This window comes from Pandoraea bronchicola (assembly GCF_902459805.1).
Classification (GTDB): domain Bacteria; phylum Pseudomonadota; class Gammaproteobacteria; order Burkholderiales; family Burkholderiaceae; genus Pandoraea; species Pandoraea bronchicola.
This window is the reverse complement of sequence record NZ_CABPST010000009.1, coordinates 99,251-124,969: the sequence shown is the minus strand read 5'-3', so window position 1 is coordinate 124,969 and position 25,719 is coordinate 99,251. Positions and strand designations below refer to the sequence as shown.

25 protein-coding genes are annotated in these 25,719 nt (G+C 64.3%); 13 read left to right on the top strand and 12 right to left on the bottom strand.

Annotation, left to right across the window (positions count from 1 at the left end):
- Positions 1 to 30 precede the first annotated feature (30 nt).
- The gene (locus PBR20603_RS16720) at positions 31 to 924 is read left to right on the top strand and encodes a LysR family transcriptional regulator (protein WP_246174775.1); all 894 of its coding nucleotides are present in this window, start codon (positions 31 to 33) and stop codon (positions 922 to 924) included.
- Between the two features lie 29 nt (positions 925 to 953).
- Here PBR20603_RS16720 and zapE read toward each other — a convergent pair whose 3' ends face one another.
- Positions 954 to 1,994 carry a cell division protein ZapE gene (gene zapE / locus PBR20603_RS16715; protein WP_150560628.1) on the bottom strand — a complete coding sequence of 347 codons (1,041 nt, stop codon included), beginning with the start codon at positions 1,992 to 1,994 and terminating at the stop codon, positions 954 to 956.
- Positions 1,995 to 2,311: 317 nt separating this feature from the next.
- Between zapE and PBR20603_RS16710 the strand changes: the two genes are divergently transcribed.
- On the top strand, positions 2,312 to 2,845 hold the full coding sequence (locus PBR20603_RS16710; protein WP_150560627.1) for a glyoxalase superfamily protein: 534 nt from the start codon (positions 2,312 to 2,314) through the stop codon (positions 2,843 to 2,845).
- Between the two features lie 307 nt (positions 2,846 to 3,152).
- Complete coding sequence (locus tag PBR20603_RS16700) at positions 3,153 to 4,010, top strand: arylamine N-acetyltransferase family protein (RefSeq protein ID WP_150560626.1); 858 nt, start codon at positions 3,153 to 3,155, stop codon at positions 4,008 to 4,010.
- Between the two features lie 82 nt (positions 4,011 to 4,092).
- Here the strand turns inward: PBR20603_RS16700 and PBR20603_RS16695 are convergent, their stop codons facing one another.
- A complete protein-coding gene (locus tag PBR20603_RS16695; RefSeq protein WP_150560625.1) occupies positions 4,093 to 5,340 on the bottom strand; it encodes an MFS transporter in 1,248 nt (415 codons plus the stop codon).
- 99 nt (positions 5,341 to 5,439) lie between these two features.
- Between PBR20603_RS16695 and PBR20603_RS16690 the strand changes: the two genes are divergently transcribed.
- Entirely contained in the window at positions 5,440 to 6,420 is a 981-nt protein-coding gene (locus tag PBR20603_RS16690) for a LysR family transcriptional regulator (RefSeq protein WP_246174771.1), read from the top strand.
- Here PBR20603_RS16690 and PBR20603_RS16685 read toward each other — a convergent pair whose 3' ends face one another.
- Positions 6,421 to 7,398, bottom strand: a complete 978-nt coding sequence (locus PBR20603_RS16685; RefSeq protein WP_150560624.1) for a LysR family transcriptional regulator — start codon at positions 7,396 to 7,398, stop codon at positions 6,421 to 6,423.
- 151 nt (positions 7,399 to 7,549) lie between these two features.
- Between PBR20603_RS16685 and PBR20603_RS16680 the strand changes: the two genes are divergently transcribed.
- The 3 genes from PBR20603_RS16680 to mmsB all read left to right on the top strand — a co-directional run bounded on the left by PBR20603_RS16680 (position 7,550) and on the right by mmsB (position 11,407).
- Entirely contained in the window at positions 7,550 to 8,788 is a 1,239-nt protein-coding gene (locus PBR20603_RS16680; RefSeq protein WP_150560623.1) for an ABC transporter substrate-binding protein, read from the top strand.
- 158 nt (positions 8,789 to 8,946) lie between these two features.
- Positions 8,947 to 10,446, top strand: coding sequence for a CoA-acylating methylmalonate-semialdehyde dehydrogenase (locus PBR20603_RS16675; protein ID WP_150560622.1), 1,500 nt, complete (start codon positions 8,947 to 8,949; stop codon positions 10,444 to 10,446).
- 31 nt (positions 10,447 to 10,477) lie between these two features.
- Entirely contained in the window at positions 10,478 to 11,407 is a 930-nt protein-coding gene (gene mmsB / locus PBR20603_RS16670) for a 3-hydroxyisobutyrate dehydrogenase (protein ID WP_150560621.1), read from the top strand.
- A 138-nt stretch (positions 11,408 to 11,545) separates the two neighbouring features.
- On the opposite strand, the gene PBR20603_RS16665 is transcribed toward mmsB, so the two are convergent.
- Entirely contained in the window at positions 11,546 to 11,974 is a 429-nt protein-coding gene (locus tag PBR20603_RS16665) for a hypothetical protein (RefSeq protein WP_246174770.1), read from the bottom strand.
- 184 nt (positions 11,975 to 12,158) lie between these two features.
- On the opposite strand from PBR20603_RS16665, the gene PBR20603_RS16660 reads away from it, so the two are divergent.
- The 4 genes from PBR20603_RS16660 (at position 12,159) to PBR20603_RS16645 (ending at position 15,049) form a co-directional block, all read left to right on the top strand.
- A complete protein-coding gene (locus PBR20603_RS16660) occupies positions 12,159 to 13,070 on the top strand; it encodes a bestrophin family protein (protein WP_150560620.1) in 912 nt (303 codons plus the stop codon).
- Positions 13,071 to 13,121: 51 nt separating this feature from the next.
- Complete coding sequence (locus PBR20603_RS16655) at positions 13,122 to 13,478, top strand: ArsR/SmtB family transcription factor (RefSeq protein ID WP_150560619.1); 357 nt, start codon at positions 13,122 to 13,124, stop codon at positions 13,476 to 13,478.
- Positions 13,462 to 14,409, top strand: a complete 948-nt coding sequence (locus PBR20603_RS16650) for an SRPBCC family protein (RefSeq protein WP_150560618.1) — start codon at positions 13,462 to 13,464, stop codon at positions 14,407 to 14,409. Before PBR20603_RS16655 ends, PBR20603_RS16650 begins: the two co-directional genes overlap by 17 nt.
- A gap of 232 nt (positions 14,410 to 14,641) precedes the next feature.
- The gene (locus PBR20603_RS16645; RefSeq protein WP_150560617.1) at positions 14,642 to 15,049 is read left to right on the top strand and encodes a DUF4148 domain-containing protein; all 408 of its coding nucleotides are present in this window, start codon (positions 14,642 to 14,644) and stop codon (positions 15,047 to 15,049) included.
- A 102-nt stretch (positions 15,050 to 15,151) separates the two neighbouring features.
- Here PBR20603_RS16645 and PBR20603_RS16640 read toward each other — a convergent pair whose 3' ends face one another.
- Entirely contained in the window at positions 15,152 to 16,054 is a 903-nt protein-coding gene (locus PBR20603_RS16640; RefSeq protein ID WP_150560715.1) for a ferritin-like domain-containing protein, read from the bottom strand.
- A gap of 300 nt (positions 16,055 to 16,354) precedes the next feature.
- Between PBR20603_RS16640 and PBR20603_RS16635 the strand changes: the two genes are divergently transcribed.
- On the top strand, positions 16,355 to 16,798 hold the full coding sequence (locus PBR20603_RS16635) for a hypothetical protein (protein ID WP_174977951.1): 444 nt from the start codon (positions 16,355 to 16,357) through the stop codon (positions 16,796 to 16,798).
- Positions 16,799 to 16,839: 41 nt separating this feature from the next.
- Here PBR20603_RS16635 and kefC read toward each other — a convergent pair whose 3' ends face one another.
- Positions 16,840 to 18,765, bottom strand: coding sequence for a glutathione-regulated potassium-efflux system protein KefC (gene kefC, locus PBR20603_RS16630; RefSeq protein ID WP_150560616.1), 1,926 nt, complete (start codon positions 18,763 to 18,765; stop codon positions 16,840 to 16,842).
- Positions 18,765 to 19,505: a glutathione-regulated potassium-efflux system oxidoreductase KefF gene (gene kefF / locus PBR20603_RS16625; protein WP_150560615.1), complete on the bottom strand. Its 741-nt coding sequence runs from the start codon at positions 19,503 to 19,505 to the stop codon at positions 18,765 to 18,767. The genes kefC and kefF overlap by 1 nt, the downstream gene beginning before the upstream one ends.
- Before the next feature lie 236 nt (positions 19,506 to 19,741).
- Here kefF and PBR20603_RS16620 point away from each other — a divergent pair, with 236 nt between their 5' ends.
- Positions 19,742 to 20,035, top strand: coding sequence for a hypothetical protein (locus PBR20603_RS16620; RefSeq protein ID WP_150560614.1), 294 nt, complete (start codon positions 19,742 to 19,744; stop codon positions 20,033 to 20,035).
- 59 nt (positions 20,036 to 20,094) lie between these two features.
- Here the strand turns inward: PBR20603_RS16620 and PBR20603_RS16615 are convergent, their stop codons facing one another.
- From PBR20603_RS16615 to PBR20603_RS16595, 5 genes are all read right to left on the bottom strand, one after another.
- On the bottom strand, positions 20,095 to 20,553 hold the full coding sequence (locus PBR20603_RS16615; RefSeq protein WP_150560613.1) for a cupin domain-containing protein: 459 nt from the start codon (positions 20,551 to 20,553) through the stop codon (positions 20,095 to 20,097).
- A gap of 201 nt (positions 20,554 to 20,754) precedes the next feature.
- Positions 20,755 to 22,170, bottom strand: a complete 1,416-nt coding sequence (bcaP, locus tag PBR20603_RS16610) for a branched-chain amino acid transporter BcaP (protein ID WP_150560612.1) — start codon at positions 22,168 to 22,170, stop codon at positions 20,755 to 20,757.
- A gap of 673 nt (positions 22,171 to 22,843) precedes the next feature.
- Positions 22,844 to 23,542, bottom strand: a complete 699-nt coding sequence (locus PBR20603_RS16605; protein ID WP_150560611.1) for an SH3 domain-containing protein — start codon at positions 23,540 to 23,542, stop codon at positions 22,844 to 22,846.
- A 179-nt stretch (positions 23,543 to 23,721) separates the two neighbouring features.
- Positions 23,722 to 24,828, bottom strand: coding sequence for an S-(hydroxymethyl)glutathione dehydrogenase/class III alcohol dehydrogenase (locus PBR20603_RS16600; RefSeq protein WP_150560610.1), 1,107 nt, complete (start codon positions 24,826 to 24,828; stop codon positions 23,722 to 23,724).
- Positions 24,829 to 24,968: 140 nt separating this feature from the next.
- Positions 24,969 to 25,628, bottom strand: coding sequence for a cupin domain-containing protein (locus PBR20603_RS16595; protein ID WP_150560609.1), 660 nt, complete (start codon positions 25,626 to 25,628; stop codon positions 24,969 to 24,971).
- Between the last annotated feature and the right edge of the window lie 91 nt (positions 25,629 to 25,719).

Genomic DNA, 25,719 nt, shown 5'->3' with positions numbered 1-25,719 from the left:
AAATGAATTCCTGATATGCCAGGTATAACCATGATTAATTTACGTCGCATCGATCTGAATCTGCTCGTCACGCTCGACGTCCTGCTGGCCGAGCAGAACGTGACGCGCGCTGCGGAGCGTCTGTTCATGTCGCAACCGGCAGTGAGCGTGCATCTGGCGAAGTTGCGTGACTTGCTGGACGATCCGCTGTTGCTGCCGGGGCCGCGCGGTATGCGTCCGACCGCGCGCGCCGAGGCGTTGCGCGAACCGCTGCGCGATGCACTCGAATCGCTGTCGCGTGCCGTGGCGCCTGCCGCACCGTTCGAACCGGCGAACGCCGACCTGACCTGGCGTATCGCCGCCACCGATTACACCGAATCGACAATTGTCCTGCCGCTGCTGCGACGCTTGCGAGCGGATGCGCCGCACACTCGCGTCGCCGCGTTCGATCTGGTGCCGTCGCGTCTCGCACGGCAGGCGGAGCAGGGCGTGCTCGATGTCGCTTTTCACACAACGGACAATGCGCCGCCGGGGTTGCGCCGCAAGGCGCTGTTCACCGAGCGTTATATGTTGGTGGGACGCCGGGGCCATCCGAGACTCAAACGGCGCCCGTCCGTTAAGCAGTTCTGCGAGCTGGAGCACGCCATTGTTTCGCAGGACGGTGGGGGATTTCATGCGAGCACCGATGATGCCCTCGCGCAGTTGGGCGTGTCGCGACGTGTCGTTTTGTCCGTGCCGCATTTTCTGTTTCTTAAATCGGCGCTCGCCAGCACGGATCTGGTAGCGATGGCCCCGGAGCGCCTTGTTCGTGACGACCCTGCATTGCAGATGATGCTGCCACCCGTCGATGTCCCGGGTTTTGAGATCTCGATGTACTGGCATGAGCGCGTGCATCGCGACCCGTCGCATCGCTGGCTGCGGGAGTGCATCGCGAGCATCGTGTGACCGACCCGGCGCTCGAGTCGGGGCGATCTTCAGCGCGGACGAATGCGCGTGCGACGCTCGTAATCGAGCGATCCCATCTCGGCGAGACGGCTGATCGTGCGCGACAGATCGCGCCAGTCGCGCAGCGCGTCGAGGGCCGGAATGAGTGGCGCATCAGAGGCGATCAGCAGCGTGCGCTGACGGTCGTAGCAAATGTCGATCAGCCACAGGAATCGTTGCAGCGTGTCGGGGCGTTGCAGGCGCTCGACGTGCAGCGCGTCAACGATCAGCGACTGCCATTGCTCGGCGAGCGCGAGGTAATCCAGATGCGAGCGATGCGCGACGCACAGGTCATCGAAGTCTGCCCACAGCACACGGTTTCCTGCGCTCCGTGCGGGCAGTGTGCGGCCCGCTACCGTGACTTGCGACGGTGCCGAAGCGGGCATTCCCTCCAAGGCGACGTAATGTGCCGGCAAGACCTCGCGGGCGTCTTCGAGCGGCGAGAGCCAGCGTGGCAGTCTTGCGGCTTCGCCACCCATGCGGTAGTCGGTGGCGCCGTCGAAGTGAAGGATCGAGAAGCGTTGAAGGATCACGGCGATGGTCGGTTCGAAGCGCTCGTGAAACTCGGGGTCGGGCAGCAACTGTTGAGGCGCGTAGTTCGACGTCAGGACAAGCCGGATACCCCGTGCCAATGCGATGTCGAGAAAGCGCCCGATCAGAAAGGCGTCGGCAATGTCGTGGACGTGAAACTCGTCGAAGCACAGCAGTTCGACGCCCTCAAGCCAGCGATTCGCGACAGCGGCGAGACTGTCGTCGCATTTCGGCTCGCGCACCAATTGGCGATGGATATCGCGCAGGAATTCGTGAAAATGCACGCGCCGCTTCTCGCATACCGCGACAGCGAAGGCTGCGTCGACGACGAGACTTTTTCCGCGACCGGGCAGGCCGTAGCAATACACGCCGTCGAAAGTGGCCGGGCCCGTGGCCGTCCCGGTCAGTTGGGCAAGCGCGGCGATGGCGTCGCGTTGACGAAGGTCGGGGCAGACGTGGCGCTCGGCCAGCGCTTGCGTTACGCGCGCGGCGTCGATCATGAAGGGGAGACTCCGGATAGCAGGGGCCGGCGCATGGCCGGCCAACGAGCGCCACTATACCGGCGCGGTGCGACGCCAGCCAATACGGAATTCGGCACGGGGCCATCGCATTTCGGCATCGCCCGGCCGCCGTCTGGGGGAGGCACAATGCTGCTAGAATCGCCGCAAGGCCGATGCTGCCTGCCGCTCGCACCCGTTTCGGGCACGGTGAAAGCATTGCAGGAGCCGCATGTCCGTCCCGTTCATCAGGCGACGCGCATCAGCAACGCGAGCACTGATCGAATTCGTCGTCACTGAACGCTTCAAGGATGGCAGACATGCGAACCTATCTCGACGCCAAGATCATGGCCAAGTCCCTGCGCGAGCGTCTCGCGCGAGAGGGCATCGACATTTCCCACGCACAGGCGCTGGAGTCCGTCGCCGCACAGTTCGGCTTTCCGGACTGGAACGTGCTCGCCGCCAAACTCGCTTCCGCGACCGGCGAAGGTATCGTCTTCGACACCGTTGCACCGATCCATCGGATCTTCGACGAAGCGAAGGCGCGCGAATTCTATGTGGACTTTCTGGGCTTCAGGCTCGACTGGGAGCATCGCTTCGCTGACGGCATGCCGCTGTACTGTCAGGTCTCGCGTGCTGGCATGACGCTGCACTTGTCCGGCCATTTCGGCGACGCGAGTCCCGGCGCCACGACGTTTGTCTTCATGCGCGGCGTGCAAGCGTATCAACGCGAGCTGTCCGATAAGCGTTATCCCAATATGAATCCCGGCATCGAAGCGCTCGACTGGGGCAAGCAGATGACGGTGACGGATCCGTTCAACAACCGCATCCGCTTCTGCGAATCCAGCGACTGAGCGCGCCGGAGCCTTCGAACGGTCGTCGCAGCATATCGCGATGACCGCTGCACTCATCGTCTTTGACTCTCCGACGCGCGGGCCGTCCCACTCGTCAAGGTCTTCGGGGAGATCGTCCTGCACGTCCAATACGCGATGCCGATAGCGCAGACGCATCGCCGCCTGCGGGCAGCCGGGCGTTGTGTCTCGCAGGTTGCGCATTGCCCCCGAATGTCCCCGTTGCCCCCGGGGATTTGCGCAAGGACACGGCGAATGCGCTAACGTATGTGCTCTGCGTAGGTCCGCATCCCGAAAGAGGAAGTCAGGCATGTCTCATCCCTTCGATCCAGAGCGCTATTTCCGGCGTATTGGCTATACCGGCCCGCGCGAAGCGACGCTCGATGTGCTGCGTGCCATACACGCGCTGCATCCGCTGGCGATCCCGTTCGAGAATCTCGATCCGATTCGTGGCCGGCCGGTCGCGGTCGACCTGCCGTCGGTCGTGGCTAAATTGCTCGATGGCGGACGCGGCGGCTATTGCTTCGAGCAGAACGCGTTGTTCGCCAACGCGCTGACGCATCTGGGTTTCGCTGTCACGCCGTTGATCGGACGCGTTGCATGGGGGCGTTCGTTCGATGTGGAGGCGCCGCTCACGCACATGCTGTTGCGCGTTGATCTGGACGGCCAGGCGTGGCTGGCCGACGTGGGCTTCGGCTCCGTGACGCTCACGGCACCGCTGTGTCTGCAATCGACGCAACCGCAATCGACGCTGCTCGAGACGTTCCAACTGGAGACGGTCAGCGCGGGCGAGGGCGCGCCACCCACCGAGTACCGGCTGAGCGTGCGCTCCGCGCAGCGGTGGCTGCCGGTGTATCGCTTTACGCCGAAGCCCGCCGAATGGATCGACTACAAGCTGGGCAATTGGTACACGTCGAGTGCGCCGGACTCGATTTTCCTGAATCAACTCATTGCCTGCCGCGTGCTGCCGCAGGGGCGGATTTCCCTGCTCAACACGACGCTCACGGAACGCTCTGCGCAAGGCGAACTGGTGGCGGAAACCAACATCGCGTCGGGCGCGCAACTCGCGCAGATCCTGCAGGAGCGATTCGGTTTGACGCTGGATGGCATCGATACCGACGCCCTGTACGACCGCGCGAAAGCATGCGCCGCCAAGGCGGCCGGCTGACCGTTGCCGGCGGTGCCTTTGCACCCAACGAAAAGGCCGCTTCCTCAGGGAAGCGGCCTTTGTCATTGGGCTGAGTCGTGGTTTAGTGCGCTGCGGTCGTACCCGGCCACATCCGCACGGTGAGCGCGCCGAGTGCGGCAACCGTGGCAAGCGAAGCAACGCCCGTCCAGCCCCAGTGCGCCAGCGCCTGAGCCCCGAGCGCTGCGCCAATCGACATGCCGATGAATACACCGACGAAGAGCACGGCATTCAGACGGCCGCGGGCGGCGGGTTCGATGCTGTACACGATGGTCTGATGCGAAACCAGCGCCACCTGCACCCCCAGATCGAAGCCGATGGCGGCCAGTCCGATCAACCACAACTGAGCGTGAGCGCCGAGCATCGGGGCGAACAGCATCGCGGCAAACGAGACGGCCACCAGACCTGCACCGAGACGCGTCACGATCTGCGGCCCCTTGCGATCTGCAATGCGACCGGCCAACGGTGCGCCGAGCGCGCCGGCGGCGCCTGCCAGACCGAAGGCACCCGCCGCAGCGGCGCCCAGATGGAACGGTGCTTCGTGGAGCATCACGGCCAGCGTCGACCAGAACGCGCTGAACCCGACCGACAGCAAACCCTGTGCGACTGCGGCGCGACGCAACGCCGGGTGACGGCGCCACAGGCTGCCCACCGAGCCGATCAACCGGCGATAGGTCATCTGCGTCGTCGGATGGAACGACGGCAAGCCGCGCCATGCCACCACGCCGAAACTGGCCACGCTGATGGCGGCAACGACGTACATCGCCCGCCAGCCGAAATTCTGCGCGACAAAACCCGACACGACCCGCGAGAGCAGAATGCCCAGCAGCAATCCCGTCATCACGGTGCCGACGACCCGGCCTCTGATCGATTCCGGCGCGAGTGCGGCGGCGGCGGGCACGATGTCCTGCGCCATCGTCGCGGTCAGGCCGATAGCCAGACTTGCGGCGAGCAGCGTGCCAATGCCCGGCGCGAACGCGGCCAACAGCAGCGCAAGCGTGAGAATTGCACCCTTGACCAGTACGATGCGACGGCGGTCGATGATGTCGCCAAGCGGCACCAGCAGCAGAATGCCCAGCGCGTAGCCGAGCTGCGTGAGCGTGGGTACCCAGCCGACGGTCGTGTTGGCCGCGTGGATGTCGTCGGTCATGATGCCCAGCATCGGTTGGGCGTAGTAAAGGGAGGCGACGGTCAGGCCGGTGCCCGTTGCCAGCAACAGGATCAGCCGGGCGGACAACTCGGGCTGAGGCAGCGGGGCGGCCTGTAGGGTGCGATCGGTGCCGGCGGCATCGCAAGTCTGTGCGGAACTCATGTGGAGGACTCCAGGGGTAAGCGGTATGGTTCGCAGTGTCGCGCTTGGTGCGGTGCAGCGGTAGACCTATAATTCGTAGAACCTTTATACGTGACGCGTATGACAGAACCTCTCACCCCCGCATCACCCACGATCGACACATCCGCCAGCCGGGGCGGGGGCGCCGACCGCGTTGAACTGATGCAGACGTTCGTGCGCATCGTCGAGGCCGGCAGTCTGTCGGCGGCGGCGACGCTGCTCGGCACCACGCAGCCGACGGTTAGCCGGCGCTTGCAGATGCTCGAGCGTTCGCTGGGGCTTCGGCTGCTCCAGCGCTCGACGCACCGCATGAAGCTCACCGAAGACGGCGAGCGCTGCTTCGCGCGAGCGAAGGAACTGGTCACAAGCTGGGAGGCGTTCGAAGCCGATCTTCGCGGCACGGGCGAAGACCCGGAGGGCACCTTGCGCGTGCTCGTGCCGCATGCGTTTGGTCAGGAAATGATGATCGGGCCGCTTGCGGACTTTCTCGAGCGCTATACCGGGGTCAAGGTGCACTGGTTCCTGCGCGACGATGAGCCCGATTTCATTGCGGAAGGGCTCGACTGTGCGATCCACGTGGGGGAACTGCGAGACCCGTCGAACGTGGCGATCGCGTTGACCGACGTGCCGCGAATCGTCGTGGCGTCGCCCGAGTTGCTGGCAGGGCGCCCGCTCCCCGAGCATCCGTCGGATCTGGCGTCGTTGCCGTGGCTTTCGCTCTCGACGTTCTATCGCAACGAGATCACGCTCACGCATGAGACGACCCGCGAAGCGGTCCGCATCACATTCGATCCGCGCATGAGTACGGACAATCTGTATGCATTGCGCAGCGCCGCAATGCGAGGACTCGGCGTGGGTGTCTGCTCCGCATGGGTGATGGCCGAGGATGTGGCACAGGGGCGATTGATACAGCTCGTGCCGCAGTGGCGCTCAACGGCGTTGCCGATGTACATCATCTATCCCTATGCGAAGTATTACCCCGCACGTTTGCGCCGCTTTATCGAAGCGATGCGCTGTACCATTCCCGCCGTGATCGACGCCGAACAGCGCAAGATTCGCTGATCAGCGCCATTGGAGCTTGCCGGCGGTGCCTTGCAGCAAGGCGTCGTTGCGTTGTGCGGCGTCGCGCAGGTAGTCCCACAGCACCGTAATGCGCTTGAGCGTGCGCAACTCCTCGTGGCAGTAGATCCAGAAACTGCGCGTGACGACCACGTCATTGACGAGCAACGGGACCAGCCGGGCATCCTGCGCAGCCATGAAGCACGGCAGGATCGCCAGCGCCTCGCCCTGTAACGCCGCCTGATATTGCGCGATAACGCTCGTGCTGCGCAGCACGACATCACACCCGGGCACGATGTCTTCCAGATAGCGCAGCTCGTTACTGAAGCTGAGTTCGTCGACGTAGCTGATGAACCGGCGTCCGCTCAGATCCGCGAACGTTTTGACGTCGCCATATTGCGCGAGATATCCGGGGGTAGCGTACAACTGCAGACGGTAGTCGCACAATTTGCTGCACACATACGGCCCGCGCTGCGGACGCTCGATGGTAATCGCCAGATCGGCCTCGCGCTTCGAGAGGCTCACGAAGCGCGGTACCGGCAACACGTCGAAGTCGATGGCGGGGTATTCGCGTTGAAAGCGCGAGAGCACGGGCGTGACGAAATACGTGCCGAACGCTTCCGTCGACCCGATGCGGACATGGCCCGAGAGCGTCTGTCCCAGACCTGCGACCTGCTCGCAGGCCGATTGCAGCGCGGTCTCCATTTGCTCGGCGTGTACCAGTAGCTGCTGACCTTCGGGCGTCAGGGCGAAGCCCGCGTTGCGCGATTTGTCGAACAGCAACGTGCCGAGCGACTGCTCCAGCGCCCGGACACGCCGTGAGACCGTCGTGTGGTCCACCCCCAGACGCTGCGCCGCCGCACTCACACGCTGCGTTCGTGCCACCTCCAGAAAGTACCGAAGGTCGTCCCAGTCGGGACGCGGCTCCGTTCCCGAAGCGCTGGCAATGCCTGACGGTCGTGTTGCTGCGGTACGAGCCATCGCCCGGTCTCCTATGTGCATTTATGCACAAAGTAGATGCAGATTTTCGCTATGTAAAGCAAATTCGCACAAATACAATTTATGAGCGCCGCGCATAGACGACGGCGACGAAAGCATAAGAGACCTGAAAGGACCTGAAGGAGACAAAGCGATGAAGATGAAGCCGTGGCTGCTCGCGCTGGGACTCGGCGCGGGTTTGGGATTGACGTCGGTATCGGGCATGGCGGAACTGCCGAACCGTCCGGTGAAGGTGGGGGTGCTCACCGATATGTCGGGCACGTATTCCGCGATGGGTGGCGCCGGGTCGGTCGTGGCGGCGCAAATGGCCATCGACGACTGTCTGGCCGCCGAATGCAAGGGCATGAAGATCGATCTGGTCTCGGCCGACAACCAGAACAAGGCTGACGTTGCCGCCAACAAGGCGCGTGAGTGGTTCGACCGCGACAATGTCGATGCGATTGCCGATCTGACGAATTCGGCCGCTGCGCTCGCCGTGCAGAAGCTCGCGATGGACAAGCAGCGCGTAGTGCTGTTCTCGGGACCGGCGACCACACGTCTGACGAACGAAGACTGCTCGCCCACGGGCTTTCACTGGATGTTCGACACCTATTCGCAGTCGGCGGCGACCGCGCGCGCAGTGGTCGGAGACGGCGGCAAGTCGTGGTACTTCATCACCGTCGATTATGCGTTCGGACACTCGCTGGAGAAGGACGCCGCCGACATTGTGAAGACGCTCGGCGGTACGGTGCTGGGACAGTCACGGCACCCGCTCAATGCCTCCGATTACGCGTCGTTCCTGTTGCAGGCCCAAAGCTCGAAGGCGCAGGTGGTGGCGCTCGCCAATGGCGGGCAGGACACCGTCAACGCGCTCAAGCAGGCGCGTGAATTCGGCATTGTGCAACGAGGGCAGAAGCTCGCGGCGCTGCTGGTGTTCCTCTCGGACGTTCATGCGCTTGGCCTTAACACGGCGCAGGGCCTGCTGTTTACCGACGGCTTCTACTGGGACTTCGACGACGCCTCGCGCACTTGGTCGACCCGCTTCCAGAAAAAGTACAAGGATCTGAAGCCGACGATGGTGCAGGCGGGCGTGTATTCGAGCGTGCTGCATTACCTGCGCGCCGTTGCGGCGTCGAAGAGCGTGGACGCGAAGGTGGTCGCGCAAAAGATGCGGGAAATGCCGATTCGCGATCCGATCATGCACAACGCCTCGATTCGTCCGGACGGTCGCGTAATCCACGACATGTACCTGTTCCGCGTGAAGTCGCCCGCCGAGTCGAAAGGCCCGTGGGACTACTACACCAAGGTCGCTACGGTGCCCGCGACGGAGGCCTTCCAACCGTTGTCGAAATCGACCTGTTCGCTCGTGAAGACGAGCTCGGCGGCGAAATAAGCGCTGGCTGATCGCTCCGGCGCAGGCTTTGCCTCGATTGCCTATCTTGTAAGTGCCGGCGGCGCTGCGTGCTCACTCGCCGCAGCTCGCCATCTACTGAACCCCGAAGTGGCGCAAGCCCGGAATTCTTGCATTCGTTTTGAACTGGAGAGCCTGTCATGTCCCTACCTACCATTCCGCTGCTCATCGACGGCAAGCGGGTCGAGTCGAAGACCTCGCAGTGGCGCGACGTTGTGAACCCGGCCACGCAGGAAGTCATCGCCCGCGTGCCGTTTGCCACGGCTGACGAACTCGAAGCTGCCGTGGCCTCGTCCAAGGCGGCTTACAAGAGCTGGCGCAATACGTCTCAGGCGAACCGCATGCGTGTGATGCTGCGCTTCCAGCAACTGCTGCGCGAGCACACGGGCGAACTTGCCGAGCTGATTACGCGCGAGCACGGCAAGACGTTGCCCGACGCCGAAGGCGAAGTCGGGCGCGGTCTTGAAGTTGTCGAACATGCCTGCTCGATTGCCTCGCTGCAATTGGGCGAGTACGCGCAGAATGCGGCGGGCGGCGTCGACGTCTACACGCTGATCGAACCGCTCGGCGTGTGCGCAGGCATCACGGCGTTCAACTTCCCCGTGATGCTGCCGTGCTTCATGTTCCCGCTGGCAGTGGCCACGGGTAACACGTTCGTGCTCAAGCCGTCGGAGCAGGACCCGAGTGCGTCGCTGCGTCTGGCCGAACTCGCGCTCGAAGCCGGTTTTCCGCCGGGCGTGCTCAACGTGGTGCATGGCGGCCCGGATATCGCCAACGCCATTTGCGACCACCCGGACATCAAGGCCGTGTCGTTCATCGGCTCGACGCATGTCGGCACGCATATCTATCGTCGTGCCTCGGACGCGGGCAAGCGTTGTCAGGCGATGATGGGCGCGAAGAATCACTGCGTGATCCTGCCGGATGCGGATCGCGAACAGGCCATCAACCATTTGCTGGGCGCGGCGTTCGGCGCCGCGGGACAGCGTTGCATGGCAACGTCAGTGGCAGTGCTCGTGGGCGAAGCGCGCGAGTGGGTGCCCGAGCTGGTAGCGCGTGCGCGCGCGCTCAAGGTCGGTCCCGGCACCGATCGCAAGGCGGATCTCGGCCCGGTGGTGTCGAAGCAGGCGCGTGCCCGCATCGAGAAGCTCATCGGCGCTGGCGTGGAAGAGGGCGCGAAACTGCTGCTCGACGGCCGCGGGCATGCGGTCAAGGAGGCGCCCGAAGGTAATTTCGTCGGCCCGACCATTTTCGATGGTGTGACGGCCGATATGTCGATCTACCGCGACGAGATTTTCGGACCGGTGCTGTGCATGACAGGGGTCGATACGCTCGACGAAGCGATCGCCTTCGTCAACGCCAATCCGAACGGCAATGGTGTGGCGCTGTTCACGCAGGACGGCGGCGCGGCGCGCCAGTTCCAGAACGAGATCGATGTCGGTCAGGTCGGGATCAACCTGCCGATTCCGGTGCCGGTCGCGTGGTTCAGCTTTACCGGCTCACGCGGCTCGAAGCTCGGCGATCTGGGACCGAACGGCAAGCAAGCCATTCTGTTCTGGACGCAGACCAAGACCGTGACGGCACGCTGGCAAGCGCGGGGTACCGGCCCGTCGGGTGTGAATACCACCATTACGCTCAAGTAACGCCCCTTCCTACGGATTTCGGAGACAGACGATGGCTACGGAAACTCAACAAGGGACGTTGCGTGTCGCGTTCATTGGACTCGGCAATATGGGCGGGCCGATGGCCGCCAATCTGGTCAATGCGGGGCATGCAGTGCGCGGCTTCGATTTGTCCGGCGGAGCCCTGGAGCGGCTTGTCGCAGCCGGTGGCAAAGCGGCGGCATCGATTGCCGATGCGGTGCGCGACGCGCAGGTGGTCATCACGATGCTGCCCGCCGGAGAGCATGTTCTCGCGGCTTACGGCGGCCCGGATGGCGTGCTCGCGAACGCCGCGCCCGACGCCGTGCTGATCGACAGCAGCACGGTGCCGCCGGAGATCCCCCGTCAGTTGGCGAAACTCGCGCGCCCGGGCACATTGCTGCTCGACGCGCCGGTCTCCGGCGGTACGGCGGGCGCGGCCGCGGGCACGCTCACCTTCATGGTGGGCGGCGACGCGGCGCTCGTCGAGCGCATGCGACCGCTACTGAGCAACATGGGACGTGCGATCCACCACGGCGGACCGCTTGGCGCCGGGCAGACGCTCAAGCTGTGCAACAACATGCTGCTGGGCATTCTGATGGCTGGCACGAGCGAGGCGTTGCGACTGGGGATCGCCAACGGGCTCGATCCGAAGGTGCTCTCGGCGGTCATGCAACAAAGCTCGGGGCGCAACTGGACGCTGGAGGTCTACAACCCGTGTCCGGGCGTGATGGAGAATGCGGCGTCGTCGCGCGGTTACACCGGCGGCTTTGCCACCGATCTGATGGCGAAGGACCTGCGCCTCGCACACGGCGCGGCCGAGGCGAGTGATGTGGCGACCCCGCTTGGCGATCTGGCGCGGCGCATCTTCGAGGTGCATCGGGCCAACGGCCACGGGGCGCTCGACTTCTCGAGCATCTTCCAGGACCCGGTCACGCTCGCGCAGGCATTGGACGTGAAGTAATTCTCGTCCGGCAAGACGGACAGACGCCCGTCGGCTTTGCGGCCGGCGGGCGTTTGCTTTTTTGCCGCCGATCGTCCGTGCAGCGGCGGGCAGCGGTACGTAGCGGCGCTAGCAGGTGCTGGCAGGTGCTAGCAGGCATTAGCCAGCGATCATGCGATGCAACTGGTCGAGTTCCTGATTGAGCGCGCGTTGTTCGTCGCCCGACAGGCCGCCACCGTGTTGGGCCGCCATATCGCGGGTTTCTTGTGCGATGGCGTCGAGGCGGCGGTGCAGTTCATAACCTCGCGGCGGCGGGTAATAGCCCTGATTCACATGATTGTCGATATCGCGCGACTCATTGCCGATTCGACGCTCGATCTGCTCGCGCCGTTGCACGGCGACGGTATGGGGGTCAGGTTCCACGACGATACGCGCAGCAGGGGCCGGCCGTGGCGGCTCAACCACACAGCCTGACAAACTGCCGATGACGCCCGCGAGTCCGGCAAGCAGTGCGATGGCGGCCAGTCCGCGTGTCTTGCCGGGGCGGCTGGCGGGTGGGACGCGAGAAGTGTTGTGTGGGACGTTCATGATCTTATTGGCCCTTATGTACGCCAAGACGGCGTAATGGCATTCTCACGACCCGCGCGCGCGGCGAACAGCGATGTTTCAATCGGTTGCAATCATTTCAAACCCGCCAATATGGGCGTATCATCCCGCCGCAGCGGCTTCCCCCACAGCCTGTCTTTCTGCGCTTGAGAGCGCCTTTGTTGCCATGATCGTCCGACCCAATCTGCACTGGCTGCGCATGCTTTTCGTCGTGCGCGGCTCGATCTTGCCCAAGATCGCTCCGCAGCTCATATTCACCACGATCATTTCGATAGTTGTCACGCTCGCCCACGGGCGCGTCTTCGAGTGGAAGATTCCGCTCACGTTTATTCCGTTCTCGCTGATCGGCATTACGCTTGCGATCTTTCTCGGCTTTCGTAACACCACGAGCTACGCCCGTTACTGGGAGGCCCGCATGCTCTGGGGCAGCGTGCTCAACGAGACGCGCGCATTGGCCCGCCAGTCGATGACGCTGGTGTCCGACACCTCGGATTCGCCGCGCTTCGTCGCCTATCTCATCGCCTTCGTGCATGGCATGCGGCATCAGTTGCGAGGCACCGATCCCCGTGCCGACTTCGAGCGGCTGCTCGGCAAGGACGACGTGGCGTGCCTCGCACGCAAGCAATTCAAGCCGATCACGATCCTGCTGATGGCGGGCGAATGGCTGCGCGAGCGCCGGATGCGAGGGCAGATCGACGCTCCGCTTGCGCAGGTCATGGAGATGCATCTGGATCGCCTCGGCGAAGCCATCGGCGGCTGCGAGCGAATTGCTACCACGCCGATTCCGTTTACCTACGGCGTGATCCTGCACCGCGTGACGTATCTCTACAGCCTGCTGCTGCCGTTCGGTCTGGTCGACTCCATCGGGCCGATGACCCCGGTGATCGTGGCCTTCATCTCGTACACCTTCTTCGCGCTCGAAGCCGTCAGCGCTGAAATCGAGGAGCCGTTCGGGCTGGAGCCGAACGACCTCGCGCTCGACGCCATGTCCGAGACCATCGAGCAATCCCTGAGCGAGATCCTCCACCGCCAGCACACGGCCCGAGTGCGGGCCCGCGATCACCACATCATCACTTGATCCAATACTAAAGTTCTTGCTTTACTTTATTGAATGGCTATACTCAAGCACATGCTTGACCATGACAACGCCCTCGATCTGACCTTTCAGGCACTGGCCGACGTGTCACGCCGCGCGATGCTCGCGCGGCTGGCGCAGGGACCGGCGTCGGTGAGTGCGCTCGCGCAGCCGCTGGCGATGTCGTTGCAGGCGGTCATGCAGCACCTCGCCGTGCTCGAGAGCGCGGGGCTGGTGCGAACGGAAAAGGCTGGCCGTGTGCGCACGTGCCGGATCGAACCCCAGGCGCTGAGTCTTGCAGAACGATGGATCAATCAGCGCCGTCATGAGTGGGAAGGCCACCTCGATCGTTTAGGCGAGTATCTGGCCAGCCTGCCGCCCGAAGGAGACTTTCATGAGGACAGCAAGTGAAGCAGCACCGGCGGCGCAGCCGCGTCCGTTAAGCGTTGGCCGGACTTACGCCGCCACGCGCGAGACGGTGTTTCGAGCCTGGACAACTGCCGACGCCGTGAAGCGCTGGTTTTGCCCGACCGGCTACACCGTACCCGAAGCGACGATCGATGCCCGCGTGGGCGGCGCTTTCGCGCTGAAGATGCAGTCTCCGGAGGGCGAGTCGCACTGGATTCGCGGGCGCTTCGTCGAGATCGATGCGCCCAAACGTCTGGTGATCGACATGGATGTGACCGACGCCAAGGGAACGGCCCTGTTCGGCGCACTGACCACGGCGGCATTCACGGATGTTGCGCAAGGCACCCGGTTGGATGTCGAGCAGCGTTATACCGTCCACGATCCCGCCTACGCCTGGATGCCCGAAGGCGCTGGCGCCGGCTGGGCGCAAACGTTGGACAAGCTCGGTCGCGAAGTCATGCGCGAGGCGGGGGCGCCAGCGCAGCGCAGCGTGGTGCATTCGACTTTCCGCATCGAGCGTCAGTACCCGGCTTCACCCGCCCGGGTGTTCCGCGCGCTGGCCGAACGCGAAGCGAAGGATCGCTGGTTCGCTCGCAGCGAGGGCCTGACGGTGGTGGAGCGATCGATGGAGGTACGGCCGGGCGGCCGCGAGCGTGTGAAAGGGCGCTGGGCAAGCGGAATGGAGTCGACGTTCGACGCGGTGTACTTCGACGTCGTGCCCGATACTCGACTCGTCTACGCCTACGAAATGCACCTCGATACCCGCAAGATATCCGCGTCGCTCGCGACGATCGATCTCCGGGCGCATGACGGCGGCACGCATCTCGTCATGACCGAGCAAGGCGCGTTTCTGGACGGCTACGACGATGCGGGCTCGCGCGAACGCGGCACGCAATTTCTGCTCGACGCCCTTGGCGCATCGCTCGCAGACTGATCGCTTCCGAGCGCATTTCCTTCTACAACGCCGCTTTGCCCCCCGTTTTCCCGGGGGCTGCGGCATCGTTAGTGTCTTTGTGCACCGATTTGGTGCAATCGATTCTTGTCGAAAGGCGCAATAGTGCCTCGACAAATATCGCGTTTTTCATCGAGGCGGCGAGTTCTAGACTTCTTCCATCGACGGCGCAAATGCAAAAGAAAGTCGTCGCAACTAGACAGGAGTTAAGAAAATGAACCGCAAGAACATCGCTATCGCCCTTATCGCCGCCGTGGCCTCGCTCGGTGCCGTTGCCAGCAACGCAGCAGAAAATGGCAACAACTATCCTGAAGTCGCCTCGCAAGGTCAGCCGCTCACGCGCGCCGACGTGCTGGCCGATCTGGCACAAGCCCGCGCTCAAGGTGTGATCCCGCACGGCGACGCCGACTATCCGGTGCATGTTGCGTCGGGCCCGGCCAAGAGCCGCGCCGAAGTGAAGGCCGACCTGGCTCAGGCACGCGCTGCGGGTCTCATGGCGCAAACCGACGTCGACTACCCGGTCATCGCTGCGCAAGGCCCGAGTGTGTCGCGCGCCGCCGTGAAGCAGGAACTGGCCCGCGCCCGCGCTGCCGGTGAACTGAACGTAAGCCAAGGCAGCTGATCGTTCGCTGGCTGTCGCAGCAAAGTCAAAAGCCGTCCCGAGTGAGAAACTCGGGACGGCTTTTTTTCACGTTGGCACACATCGGCACCCCAGTCGCAGCGTTCAGGCTTTCATGATGCGCAGCGCAAGGCGGGCCAGCTTTGGCACGAAAGTCGGGCGCAACAAGCGCTTGTCGTAGCCCTCCATACGTCGAGCATTCTCTTCCAGACACAGCGCGATCAGATCGCGAGGCCTGAGTGACTCGCGAATGCCGGCCACGCCGGTCGCCAGGAAGTTGGCGTCGTGGGCCATACCGTCAGTGTCGATGCCACGTGCGATCACCACGCGATCCCCGATCAACGCGACCCAGACGGCCGCCACGCGCGCGTAGAACCACGGCCGCTTCCAGACAGGGAGATTGCGCCGGTGCCACGCCAACCAGTTCGCAAAGAACAGAATGTGCCGGGCTTCTTCCTGGATGACAGGCTCGAACGTCTCGACTAACGCGTCGGGGAAATAGCCGGAGCGCTGGGCAGAACGAAACAGGCCGAAGGCGACGAAGCTGTCGATGCACTCGCTGAACCCCGTTCTCATCCACGCCCACTCGGCGTCGTTGGGCGGCGGGTACGGGGGTTCCGGCGCGAGTTCAATCCCATACGCCTGGACCAGCTTGGAGAGCACGGCCTTGTGGCGTGCCTCCTCGTTGCCATCCATGACGAGCGCTTCACGCAGCAGGGGATCCTGGATCGTGGCTGCGTAAGTGCTCACCCGAATCGACGCGCGGCCTTCGGTCTGCACGGCAATGTCCCAGATGGGCAAGGCGGTCAGGCGTCTGCGAGCGTCGGGCGGCAGCGCCGGCCAGTCGATGACCGAGGGCTTGTAAGGGTTGTGGGACTCCAGCAGCATGCGGCAGAACATGCTTTTGTGGGAGTCCGAACCAATTGGTACAGGGCCATCGACATCGTATTGCCAATGGCGCATGACATGATCGGCTTGCGCGACGGAAACCGCTTGCGTGTCGGACATCTGGTCGGGATATCGCATGGGGGATGAGGCTTGTCTGCGTCGGCAAAAATCATATCACCAAGCGTCGACATGGCGCTGTGCACGACGCTGCAGCCCCCGCCCCGCCTATAGCGCCGGCCGCCGGCGGAACATTTGGCTTGCGCGCGTGACGATGCCTGACAGGGGGGCGTGAAATATTTGGTAATTGTTGCAGCGCGTGCAACGCAGGTATTCGACGAAAGACGTATATCGGCGACACACAGGTGCTTAGACTGTGGAGTCCGCTGTGGCTGTCTCGCAGCTTTTCGCAATGGACTCCTCATGACGCTGACCCTTGAGCAACTCTTTCCGCAGCATCGTCCCGAAGGTGACGCCGTGGCTACGGCTCTCGACAGCCACGCCGTCGTCAAGGCGCTGTCGCTCGCCTGTGCCGAGCATCCGCTCGTATTGCTGCGCATGATGTACCCGGCCACCGATGCGACCACGCACCGCAGCCGCGACGAACTCGCCGAGGTGCTGCACCGCCACGGACTGCACCAGGTCGCGGGCCTGATCGAAGCGGAATCGCCGTATCTGATGTTCACGTCGGCCGAGCATGCGCATCTCACGCTCGTGGAAATCCGCCGCTACTCGGCGGCCATCGCCGTGCATCTTTACTACCGCGGGCTGGCGGGGAGCGAGGCCGAAACCCGTCTGCGCGCTGACGCGACGGCGCCGGCCGACGGGCATTTCCGCCCGTTCGACGGTTTCGCCCGCGCCATGTAACTGGGCGGGCGATGCCTCCCCGGAGGGCGACGTCTGCCTGATCAGGCGCGGCTGTCGTCCGGGGGGCGTGCTTCGCTGGCAGGCTGTGAGGTCTTGGCGGTGGGCGATGCGGGCGGCGCAGGCGTCATGTCGGGCGAAGTCTCGCCGTCCCAACCAAATGTGACCTGCCGTTGAGCGCGACGTTGTTCGCGCTCGCGAGCCATCTGTTCTTCGAACTGACGGCGGCCTTCCTTCGCCGTCGCGATCATCTTGTTGCGATCCTGATAGGCGGGGTACATCTCGTCGGTCAGTTGCTGATTGGCACGGCGGAATGCCATCGTTGCATCGCGCGCTTCTGCGGCAGGCCAACCCAACTCCTCGAGCACCGAGCGCGCACTGCGCAGCGATGACTCGAAGACTTCGCGCTCGATGTGCTTCACGCCACGATCGCGAAGCTGAAACAAATGGCCGACGTTGCGTGCGCGAGCCACGACAGGCACGCCGGGGAAGTGCTCGCGCATCAGATCGGCGATCTCCAGCGACTGATCGACATCGTCCACCGCCACGACGACGGCACGCGCCTGTGCGACCCCTGCGATGCGCAACAGATCGAGACGCGTCGCATCGCCATAGAACACGCGAAAACCGATCTGACGCAGGCTCTCGATGGTGTCGGGATCGTGATCGAGCACCGTGATCGACACGCCCTGCGGCACCAGCGCGCGTCCGACGATCTGTCCGTAGCGACCGAAGCCGCAAATCACGACACTCGCCGATTGCGGCTCGGCAATCTCCTTCATGCGAGGCGATCCCTTCAGGCTGTAGCGCGGCAGCAGCCATTTGTCGATGGCCACGAGCAGCAGCGGCGAGACCAGCATCGACAGCGCGACGGCGCCGATCAGGAACGACGACACCGCCGGCGGCAACACCTGAGGCCCTGCCGACTGAAACACCACGAAGGCGAACTCTCCCCCCTGCGCGAGCAGCAGCGTGAAGATCGGCCGTTCCTGATAAGGCAGTCGCATCAGCCGCGACACACCGTAGATGGCCATCCCCTTCAGGGCCATGAAGCCAACGACCACGGCGACCATGCGCAGCGGTTGCGCGAGCAGTACGCCGAAGTCGATGCTCATGCCGACCGCGATGAAGAACAGCCCGAGCAGCAAGCCCTTGAACGGCTCGATGTCGGTTTCCAGCTCGCGACGGTATTCGCTTTCGGCGAGCAGCACGCCAGCAAGGAAGGCGCCGAGCGCCATCGACAGGCCGACCCATTGCATCAAGGTGGCGATGGCGACGACCAGCAGCAGCGACGCTGCCGTGAAAATCTCCGGCGTGCGGCTGTTGGCGATCCAGCGCAGCAGCGGCCGCAACGCGAGGCGGCCGCCGAGGATGATCGCGGCAATCACGCCGACGATCTTCAGTGCTTCGAGCGCGCGTGCCGTGCCCGTCATCTCATGGCTGTCGAACGAGTTGGCGAGCAGGGGCAGCAACGCCAGGATCGGGATCGCGGCAACGTCCTGAAACAGCAGGATCGAGAAGCCGGCCTGACCGCTTGGGGTCGCCAGCAGATTACGCTCTGCCATCACCTGCAAGGCGATGGCGGTAGACGAGAGCGCGAGGCCGAGTGCCGCAACGAGTGCGATGCGCCACGGCGCGCCCAGCGCCATGCCTGCGGCGAAGAGCAGCACTGCGCAGCCGAGAACCTGCGCCGATCCCCATCCGAAGATCGGCCGCCGCAGATTCCACAGCCGTCGCGGCTCAAGTTCGAGGCCGACAAGGAACAGCATCAGCACCACGCCAAATTCGGCGAAGTGCAGTACGTCCTCCACTCGCGAGACGAGACCGAGACCCCACGGACCGATGGCGATCCCGGCAGCGAGATAGCCGATGATCGCGCCGAGGCCCAAGGCACGAGACAGCGGCACGACGATCACGGCCGCCGCAAGATAAATCAGACTGGCGAGCAGCCACGCGGGCACGTGTTCCATCAGGCGAACCTCCCTGCATTGGCGCTCGTGGAGTCGCCGTCGTTCGTGTTCGCGAGGTCCATCGCGCCGCTCGGCCGGTCGGTCGCCGGAATGTCCTGACACTCGGGGGCGTCTGCCATCGAGATCAGCTCCGGCCATTGCGGGTAGGTCGCCAGCCGGCCGGCAAACGCGCTCACATGAGCGTCGAGCGTGGCATCGTCGCTGCGCCGGGCGCCATAAAAGACATGGGGCGACAGGAACCGCATGCCGCACAGGCGCGCCGTCTGTTCGTAGGCGGGCAGGAACGCGGAGAAGTCATGCTGGTTGTAGCCCTCGGGGCGGTAGCTCGATTCCGGCCCACCGGTGCTGGCCACGAGCCAGAGATCCTTGTTGGCGAGCGCATGGCCGTCGTGACCGTACGCCCATCCCCACGACAGCACTTCATCGAGCCAGAGCTTCTGCAGCGGCGGCATGCTGTACCAATAGATGGGGTGAACCAGCACGATCAGGTCGGCGCGGGCCACGCGCCGTTGCTCGGCGGCAATGTCGATGCTGAAGTCGGGATACGTCGAGTACAGATCGTTGACATCGACCCCCGCGATACTGCGAGCGGCGTCGAGGATGCGGCGATTCACGTGCGAGTCGCGCCAGCGCGGATGCGCCACGATGACGTAGATGGCTCGCTCCGGCGCACCATCGAGGGTCGCGTCGTCGGTTTGCCGGGATGCGCTCAGGCGTCGGGAGGATGCGGGGGCAGTCATGCGGGGGAGGATACCGCATTCATATGACGCCCTGCATCGCCGCGTTGGGCGTGCAGATGCCGTTGCGGGTTAAAGACAACGGTGGCGAAAGCCGTTAAGTGTGGATAAGCTCAGTTCAGCATGACTGCGCTTTCGATCACCGCGATACGCCGCCGGGCGTGCCGTGGTCAAAAGGACAGATAACAAGAACCTTTGCGCCGGTGCGGCCTCAACGCACGTGCCTGCGCCATACCGACATGTCGCCGCAAGCCTTTCGCACTACCGTCAATCTGATCTATCACGGCCGCAACGTTGCGCTCACGCTGTTGCTCGTCGCGCTGCTCTACAACCAGACGTTCTGGGTCTTCGCGAGTGCTGTCGCGGCGGCGCTCTGTACCGGCGCGCTGCAAGAGGCGGCTCGCATGCCGGAAGACGACGATCTGCCACCGCGTCCGCTCGTCATTCAGGTATTGCGGATTTCGGTGCCGCTGCTGCTCACCATGTTTGCGATCGGCTATGGCGCCGTGTGGCTCTATCGAAATTTCGGCTGATCCCGCCCGAACGCAGCCGGGAGGGGACTTTCCCCCCCTCCACCGCGCTCGTTACGCCGTCATTTGACGAACTGGATATCGTTCGGGGCCTGCGGCGGGAGCTTCACGGCCAGCACCTTGAACTCGCCGCTGGTGTTCTGCGACCCCGCATGCACGGTGCCGCGCGGAATCACGATCAGATCGCCCGGATGCACCTCGCGTTGCTGGTCGCCCAGCCAGAAGGTGCCGCTGCCTGAAATCACGTACTGAATTTCGTCGGCATCCTGATGGGTGTGGCGCGGCACGTTGCCGCTTTGCACCGCAATCGTGCCGTTGGGCGTGGCGACCAGGGTGCGCGTGCGCAACGTGCCGACATTGGGCACCAGCTTGCCGATCTGCTCGTCGGTCATGGCGCCGACGTCGATGATCTGTGCGCTCAGGGCCGTGGCCTGCGCCATGGCGCCGGGCATCAGGTGGGAGGAGAGGAAGCCCGCAGCGAAGGCAGCGGGGACAGCGGCAAGCAGGACATAGCGACGCATGTTCTTTTTTTCCTTTGCAGGGACGTGAGGAAACGGCAGCAAGGGGAGCCAAGGACGAACGACTTGCGTGATGCGGGAAGACAGCGCCCGCCGTTGTGACGGGAGGGCTCGCGGCACATCGGTGTGCGCGGCGAGCCCTGTGACGGACTATACGCGCACTCGCGCGCTCGCGCGAGGCGGGTACAGCCGGGGTGACGAGAATCAGGCAGGCGTGTGCCGGGTGTCGCCGTGCTTGTGCAGTAGGGCGTTGCGCCGCGCATACGTGAAGTAGATGACCATGCCGATGGCCAGCCACACCACGAAGGCGATCCACGTGGCCGCCTGCAGGTGCGCCATCAGGAACAGGCACAGGCCGGCCGAGATGAGCGGCACGACGGGAACACCCGGCACGCGGAACGCACGCGGCAGGTCCGGATGCGTGCGGCGCAGCACCAGTACGGCCACCGACACCAGCGCGAACGCCGACAATGTGCCGATGTTGATCAACTCGGCTAGCACGCCCAGCGGCACGAAGCCGGCGATGACGGCGAACACCACGCCGATGATCCAGGTGCCGGCAAACGGCGTCTTGTGCTTCGGGTGAATGCTCGAGAGCATCGGCGGCAGGAGGCCGTCGCGCGACATGGCATAGGTAATGCGCGTCTGGCCGTAGGTCATCACCAGAATCACCGTCGTCATGCCGAGGATTGCGCCCAGGTCGACGAAGCCCGCGACCCAGTTCTGACCGGCGTATTGCAGTGCCAGCGACACCGGATGGTCCACGCCCGCGAAGTGCGCGAAGGGCACGATCCCGGTCATGATGGCGGCGACTGTGACGTAAAGCAGCGTGCAGACGATCAGCGAGCCGATGATGCCGATTGGCAGATCGCGGCCCGGATTGCGAACTTCTTCGGCAGCCGACGTCACCGCATCGAAGCCGATGAACGCAAAGAACACAAGGGCCGCCGCGTTGAACATGCCGCTGGTGCCGAATGGCATAAACGGGGTCCAGTTGGCCGGCTTCACATGCCAGACACCCACGGCGATGAACAGCAGCACCACACCGATCTTGATCGCCACCATCACATTGTTGATGCGGGCGGACTCACGCACGCCGTACGACAGCACCCACGTGATGAGCAGCATGATGACGACGGCCGGCAGGTTGATGAATGTCGACACGCCCGGCACGCTGCCCGGCGCCGCCGTGATGGCGGCCGGCAGATGCAGGCCGAAGCCGGCCGCGAGCGACTGGAAGTAGCCCGACCAGCCGACCGACACAGCGGACGACGCCAGACCGTACTCGAGCATCAGATCCCAGCCGATGATCCACGCGACGATTTCGCCGAGCGTGGCGTAGCTATACGTGTAGATGGAGCCTGAAACGGGAATCGTCGAGGCGAATTCGGCGTAGCACAGGGCTGCGAAGCCGCAGGCGGTAGCCGCGATGATGAACGAGACGGTGAGCGCGGGGCCGGCGGTGAGGGCGCCAGTCCCGGTGAGCACGAAAATGCCGGTGCCGATGATGGCGCCAATGCCCATCAAAACGAGATCGACCGGGCCCAGCACCTTCTTGAGACTGCCGGTGCGGCTCGCGACCAGCATGTTCTCGATATTTTTGGTTCGAAAAAGACTCATGACCTGCAAAAGGTTCCTGCAACGTGTACCCCTGGCGTTCGCGTTGTGCGCGCCATCGGGGGAATCCGCGGGAGACATGTCCCGCGACCTGGCTGCAAGGGCACCCTGGGCTTGTGGCCGCTCGTTCCCATGCCTGGCGGATCGCCACAGGGCTTCACGAACCACGCCATCGCACTAACGCCGCCGGTGCGCGAGGCACAGGCAGTCGCGCCGTCATCGGCATGCGCGCGTAGCGCGTGCCGGATGCGGCATGACGACAGGCAACCACGGCATGCCAAGGGCACGCCGCAGCGGGACGAACACGATCGAGACTTACGGAGGATCCTGCCGGACTGCCGTGAGCGTCGCGATTTTCGCAACGGCACACCGGAGAAAGTGGGTCTGCAATGTGAGGGCCACGTCGACGCGGGGGCGTCGGCGGGGCGAGGGCTCGCTGTCCTGCGGTCCGGCCATCGGTGCCTGATCGGCACCTCCGCCTGGCCGGAATTGCTCACATTTTAAGCGCTTTTCCCAACGCTCGTGCAGCGGTTGCTGAATTTGGGGTCACATCGATGGGGAACGGCGGGAAAAAGGGGGCAGAAGCGGGGCGCGAAAAGGGGCGTGACGAGGGAATCGACAAGGGGCGTGACGATCGCTCGCGTCGCGAATGGCGCAACGCGAGCGACCGGCAGCATCAGCGGTTCGGCCCACCGTGGCCACCGCCTCCGGAACTGCCTCCGCCATGCCCACCACCATGCCCGCCGCCGGACGGACGAGAGCCAGGACCGGCACTGTGCCCCGGGGGACGCGGTCCCGGCCCGTGACTGGCGCCGTGTCCGGGCGGACGGGGACCAGGACTCGCGCCATGCCCCGGCGGGCGTGGGCCCGGGCCGGGATAGTGGCCACCCGGCGGCCGAGGCTCCGGCCCCGGATAGTGCCCTGGCGGGCGTCCCCCGCCCCAGGACGGCGGACGCGGTCCGGGGGGCGGGCGATGCCAATAGCGCTGGTCGTGATACCACGGACGATTGCGGTAATAGTTGCCCCAATACGCCCCGATGGAGAACGTCACGATCGGCAGGCCGATCATCGTGCCGTAGTTGAGCACCGGCACCGGATTGCCCTGATACGGATAGCTGAGCAGCCCTGCGTAGACCCAGCCGCGTGTGCCGGGCAGGCCGATGTCGCACCACGAGTAATTGGACAGGCAGCCGTAGACCGTCACTGGCATGCCCGCCCCGGCTTGGGCGACGACCGGATAGTCGGTCGCCGGACCCGCCCGCACGTTGGCGGACGAATTGATCACCGCCTGCCCCGCTTGCGCTGACGCCACATCCGGCAGCGCCACCAGCGTCGTTACGCCCGCGAGCACGAGCGGCAAAGTCCATGGGTTCATCTTCGTCTCCCTGTCATGGCGACGCGACGGGCCCGGCGAAACTTTCGCGCGAGCCCGCCCGCGCATCCAATCTGCATGCCGGTTCGACCGGTCGTATCGGCAATTGGTTTGGGCTCATGTGTAACGAAGCGGGACGGCAGTATTTGCTTGCGTTACGTGGGGGACAACAGATCGGCAGATCAGTACAGCACGACCGAACGAATCGATTCGCCACGTTTCATCAGATCGAAGCCTTCGTTGATCTGATCGAGGCGCAGCGTATGCGTGATCAGATCGTCGATGTTGATCTTGCCTTCCATGTACCAGTCGACGATCTTCGGCACATCGGTGCGACCGCGCGCACCGCCAAACGCCGAGCCTTTCCACTCGCGGCCCGTGACCAGCTGGAACGGGCGCGTGCTGATCTCCTGACCCGCAGCGGCCACGCCGATGATGAACGACTGGCCCCAGCCTTTGTGGCAGCATTCCAGCGCCTGACGCATGGTCGTCACGTTGCCGATGCACTCGAACGAGTAATCGGCGCCGCCATCGGTCAGTTGCACGATGGTGTCGACAACGTTCTCGACTTCATTCGGGTTGATGAAGTGTGTCATGCCGAACTTCTTGGCAAGTTCCACACGCCCCGGGTTGATGTCGACACCGATGATCTTGTCGGCGCCGACCATCTTCGCGCCCTGGATCACGTTCAGACCGATGCCACCGAGACCGAACACCACCACATTCGCCCCCGCTTCGACCTTCGCCGAGTAGACGACCGCACCCACGCCGGTCGTCACGCCGCAGCCGATGTAGCAGACCTTGTCGAAGGGCGCGTCCGAGCGCACCTTCGCGACGGCGATTTCCGGCACGACGATGTAGTTCGAGAACGTGGACGTGCCCATGTAGTGGAAGATGGGTTTGCCGTCGAGCGAGAAGCGCGAGGTGGCGTCGGGCATCAAACCACGGCCCTGTGTGCTGCGGATCGCCTGACACAGGTTGGTCTTGCGCGACAGGCAGAACTTGCACTGACGGCATTCGGGCGTGTACAGCGGGATGACGTGATCGTCTTTCTTGAGCGTGGTGACGCCCGGGCCGACGTCGACGATGACGCCCGCGCCCTCATGGCCGAGGATCGCGGGGAAGATACCTTCCGGATCGGCGCCGGAGAGTGTGTAGTAGTCCGTATGGCAGATGCCCGTGGCCTTGACCTCGATCAGCACCTCGCCGGCGCGCGGTCCTTCCAGATCGACTTCTTCGATGGTCAGGGGTTTGCCCGCTTCCCAGGCAATGGCGGCTTTGGTTTTCATGACGATATTCCTCGTTGCAACGTCGTTCGGGGGAATCCCTTCGCGACGTACCTTACCGCGTTCTAAAGTCGCGCGCGAGTCTTGACACGCCATGCCAACGGAAAAAGCGGGGCCCGCTGCAACAATTGCCTGCCATTCCCTTATGAGGGCGCTGCCGCCGGTTCGTAGATCGTGAGCGGGCCGCAGTTCTCCTCGGTCACGAAGAACGCGAGCAGACGGGCCGGATGCACGGGGTCCGGGTTCTCGGCCATCGTGTGCAGCGTGCCCGGCGGCTCGAACCACGTCTGATGGGCGTGGTACGTGATGGGCGCGTCTGCGTTCAACTGCGAGCGAATGGTGCCCTCGAGTACAACGGCCGTCACTGCACCGGGATGCCGGTGCGGGGGTGAGAAGGCGAGTGGCGGAAACTCGACAATGGCGGTGGTCACCGACTTGCCGGGGGCGTTTGCGAGTGGCTCGCACGACAGTGGCTTGACGGTCGTGCCGGGCCGGGGCACCGCACCGTCGCCGCCGCTCGCGGCGGTGGCCATCGCCGTTGGCCGAGGTTTCGCGGGGGACGGCGAAAGGCGTTCGGAGATCGTGTGGTTGGCGCTGATCGTCAGCGAGCAGAGGGTGTCGAACCAGCCCGGCAGGGCGCGTTGCGCAGGCGGGGTAAGGGCGAGGCCCACGGCGGCGACCCCCAGCGCGGTGAGCGTGGCGGCGGTGCGGCCGGCGGGGAGGGCGACGAGCGTCGACCGGGAAGATTGGCCTAATGGGCGCAACGGGCGCAATGGGCGCGGCAGTCTGGGTAAAGGCGGCATGGCGGTTCCTCCGAGTGGGACTTCAGCTTAGGGAAGCGATGTCCTGTCCGGAAGCGCCAAAAACCGGTAGATCAACTAGGCCATTGGGCGC

Coding starts and splice junctions, on each gene's coding strand:
- PBR20603_RS16720 (WP_246174775.1), top strand. CDS start 31: ATGATTAATTTACGTCGCATCGATCTGAATCTGCTCGTCACGCTCGAC.
- zapE (WP_150560628.1), bottom strand. CDS start 1,994: ATGATCGACGCCGCGCGCGTAACGCAAGCGCTGGCCGAGCGCCACGTC.
- PBR20603_RS16710 (WP_150560627.1), top strand. CDS start 2,312: ATGCGAACCTATCTCGACGCCAAGATCATGGCCAAGTCCCTGCGCGAG.
- PBR20603_RS16700 (WP_150560626.1), top strand. CDS start 3,153: ATGTCTCATCCCTTCGATCCAGAGCGCTATTTCCGGCGTATTGGCTAT.
- PBR20603_RS16695 (WP_150560625.1), bottom strand. CDS start 5,340: ATGAGTTCCGCACAGACTTGCGATGCCGCCGGCACCGATCGCACCCTA.
- PBR20603_RS16690 (WP_246174771.1), top strand. CDS start 5,440: ATGACAGAACCTCTCACCCCCGCATCACCCACGATCGACACATCCGCC.
- PBR20603_RS16685 (WP_150560624.1), bottom strand. CDS start 7,398: ATGGCTCGTACCGCAGCAACACGACCGTCAGGCATTGCCAGCGCTTCG.
- PBR20603_RS16680 (WP_150560623.1), top strand. CDS start 7,550: ATGAAGATGAAGCCGTGGCTGCTCGCGCTGGGACTCGGCGCGGGTTTG.
- PBR20603_RS16675 (WP_150560622.1), top strand. CDS start 8,947: ATGTCCCTACCTACCATTCCGCTGCTCATCGACGGCAAGCGGGTCGAG.
- mmsB (WP_150560621.1), top strand. CDS start 10,478: ATGGCTACGGAAACTCAACAAGGGACGTTGCGTGTCGCGTTCATTGGA.
- PBR20603_RS16665 (WP_246174770.1), bottom strand. CDS start 11,974: ATGAACGTCCCACACAACACTTCTCGCGTCCCACCCGCCAGCCGCCCC.
- PBR20603_RS16660 (WP_150560620.1), top strand. CDS start 12,159: ATGATCGTCCGACCCAATCTGCACTGGCTGCGCATGCTTTTCGTCGTG.
- PBR20603_RS16655 (WP_150560619.1), top strand. CDS start 13,122: ATGCTTGACCATGACAACGCCCTCGATCTGACCTTTCAGGCACTGGCC.
- PBR20603_RS16650 (WP_150560618.1), top strand. CDS start 13,462: ATGAGGACAGCAAGTGAAGCAGCACCGGCGGCGCAGCCGCGTCCGTTA.
- PBR20603_RS16645 (WP_150560617.1), top strand. CDS start 14,642: ATGAACCGCAAGAACATCGCTATCGCCCTTATCGCCGCCGTGGCCTCG.
- PBR20603_RS16640 (WP_150560715.1), bottom strand. CDS start 16,054: ATGTCCGACACGCAAGCGGTTTCCGTCGCGCAAGCCGATCATGTCATG.
- PBR20603_RS16635 (WP_174977951.1), top strand. CDS start 16,355: ATGACGCTGACCCTTGAGCAACTCTTTCCGCAGCATCGTCCCGAAGGT.
- kefC (WP_150560616.1), bottom strand. CDS start 18,765: ATGGAACACGTGCCCGCGTGGCTGCTCGCCAGTCTGATTTATCTTGCG.
- kefF (WP_150560615.1), bottom strand. CDS start 19,505: ATGACTGCCCCCGCATCCTCCCGACGCCTGAGCGCATCCCGGCAAACC.
- PBR20603_RS16620 (WP_150560614.1), top strand. CDS start 19,742: ATGTCGCCGCAAGCCTTTCGCACTACCGTCAATCTGATCTATCACGGC.
- PBR20603_RS16615 (WP_150560613.1), bottom strand. CDS start 20,553: ATGCGTCGCTATGTCCTGCTTGCCGCTGTCCCCGCTGCCTTCGCTGCG.
- bcaP (WP_150560612.1), bottom strand. CDS start 22,170: ATGAGTCTTTTTCGAACCAAAAATATCGAGAACATGCTGGTCGCGAGC.
- PBR20603_RS16605 (WP_150560611.1), bottom strand. CDS start 23,542: ATGAACCCATGGACTTTGCCGCTCGTGCTCGCGGGCGTAACGACGCTG.
- PBR20603_RS16600 (WP_150560610.1), bottom strand. CDS start 24,828: ATGAAAACCAAAGCCGCCATTGCCTGGGAAGCGGGCAAACCCCTGACC.
- PBR20603_RS16595 (WP_150560609.1), bottom strand. CDS start 25,628: ATGCCGCCTTTACCCAGACTGCCGCGCCCATTGCGCCCGTTGCGCCCA.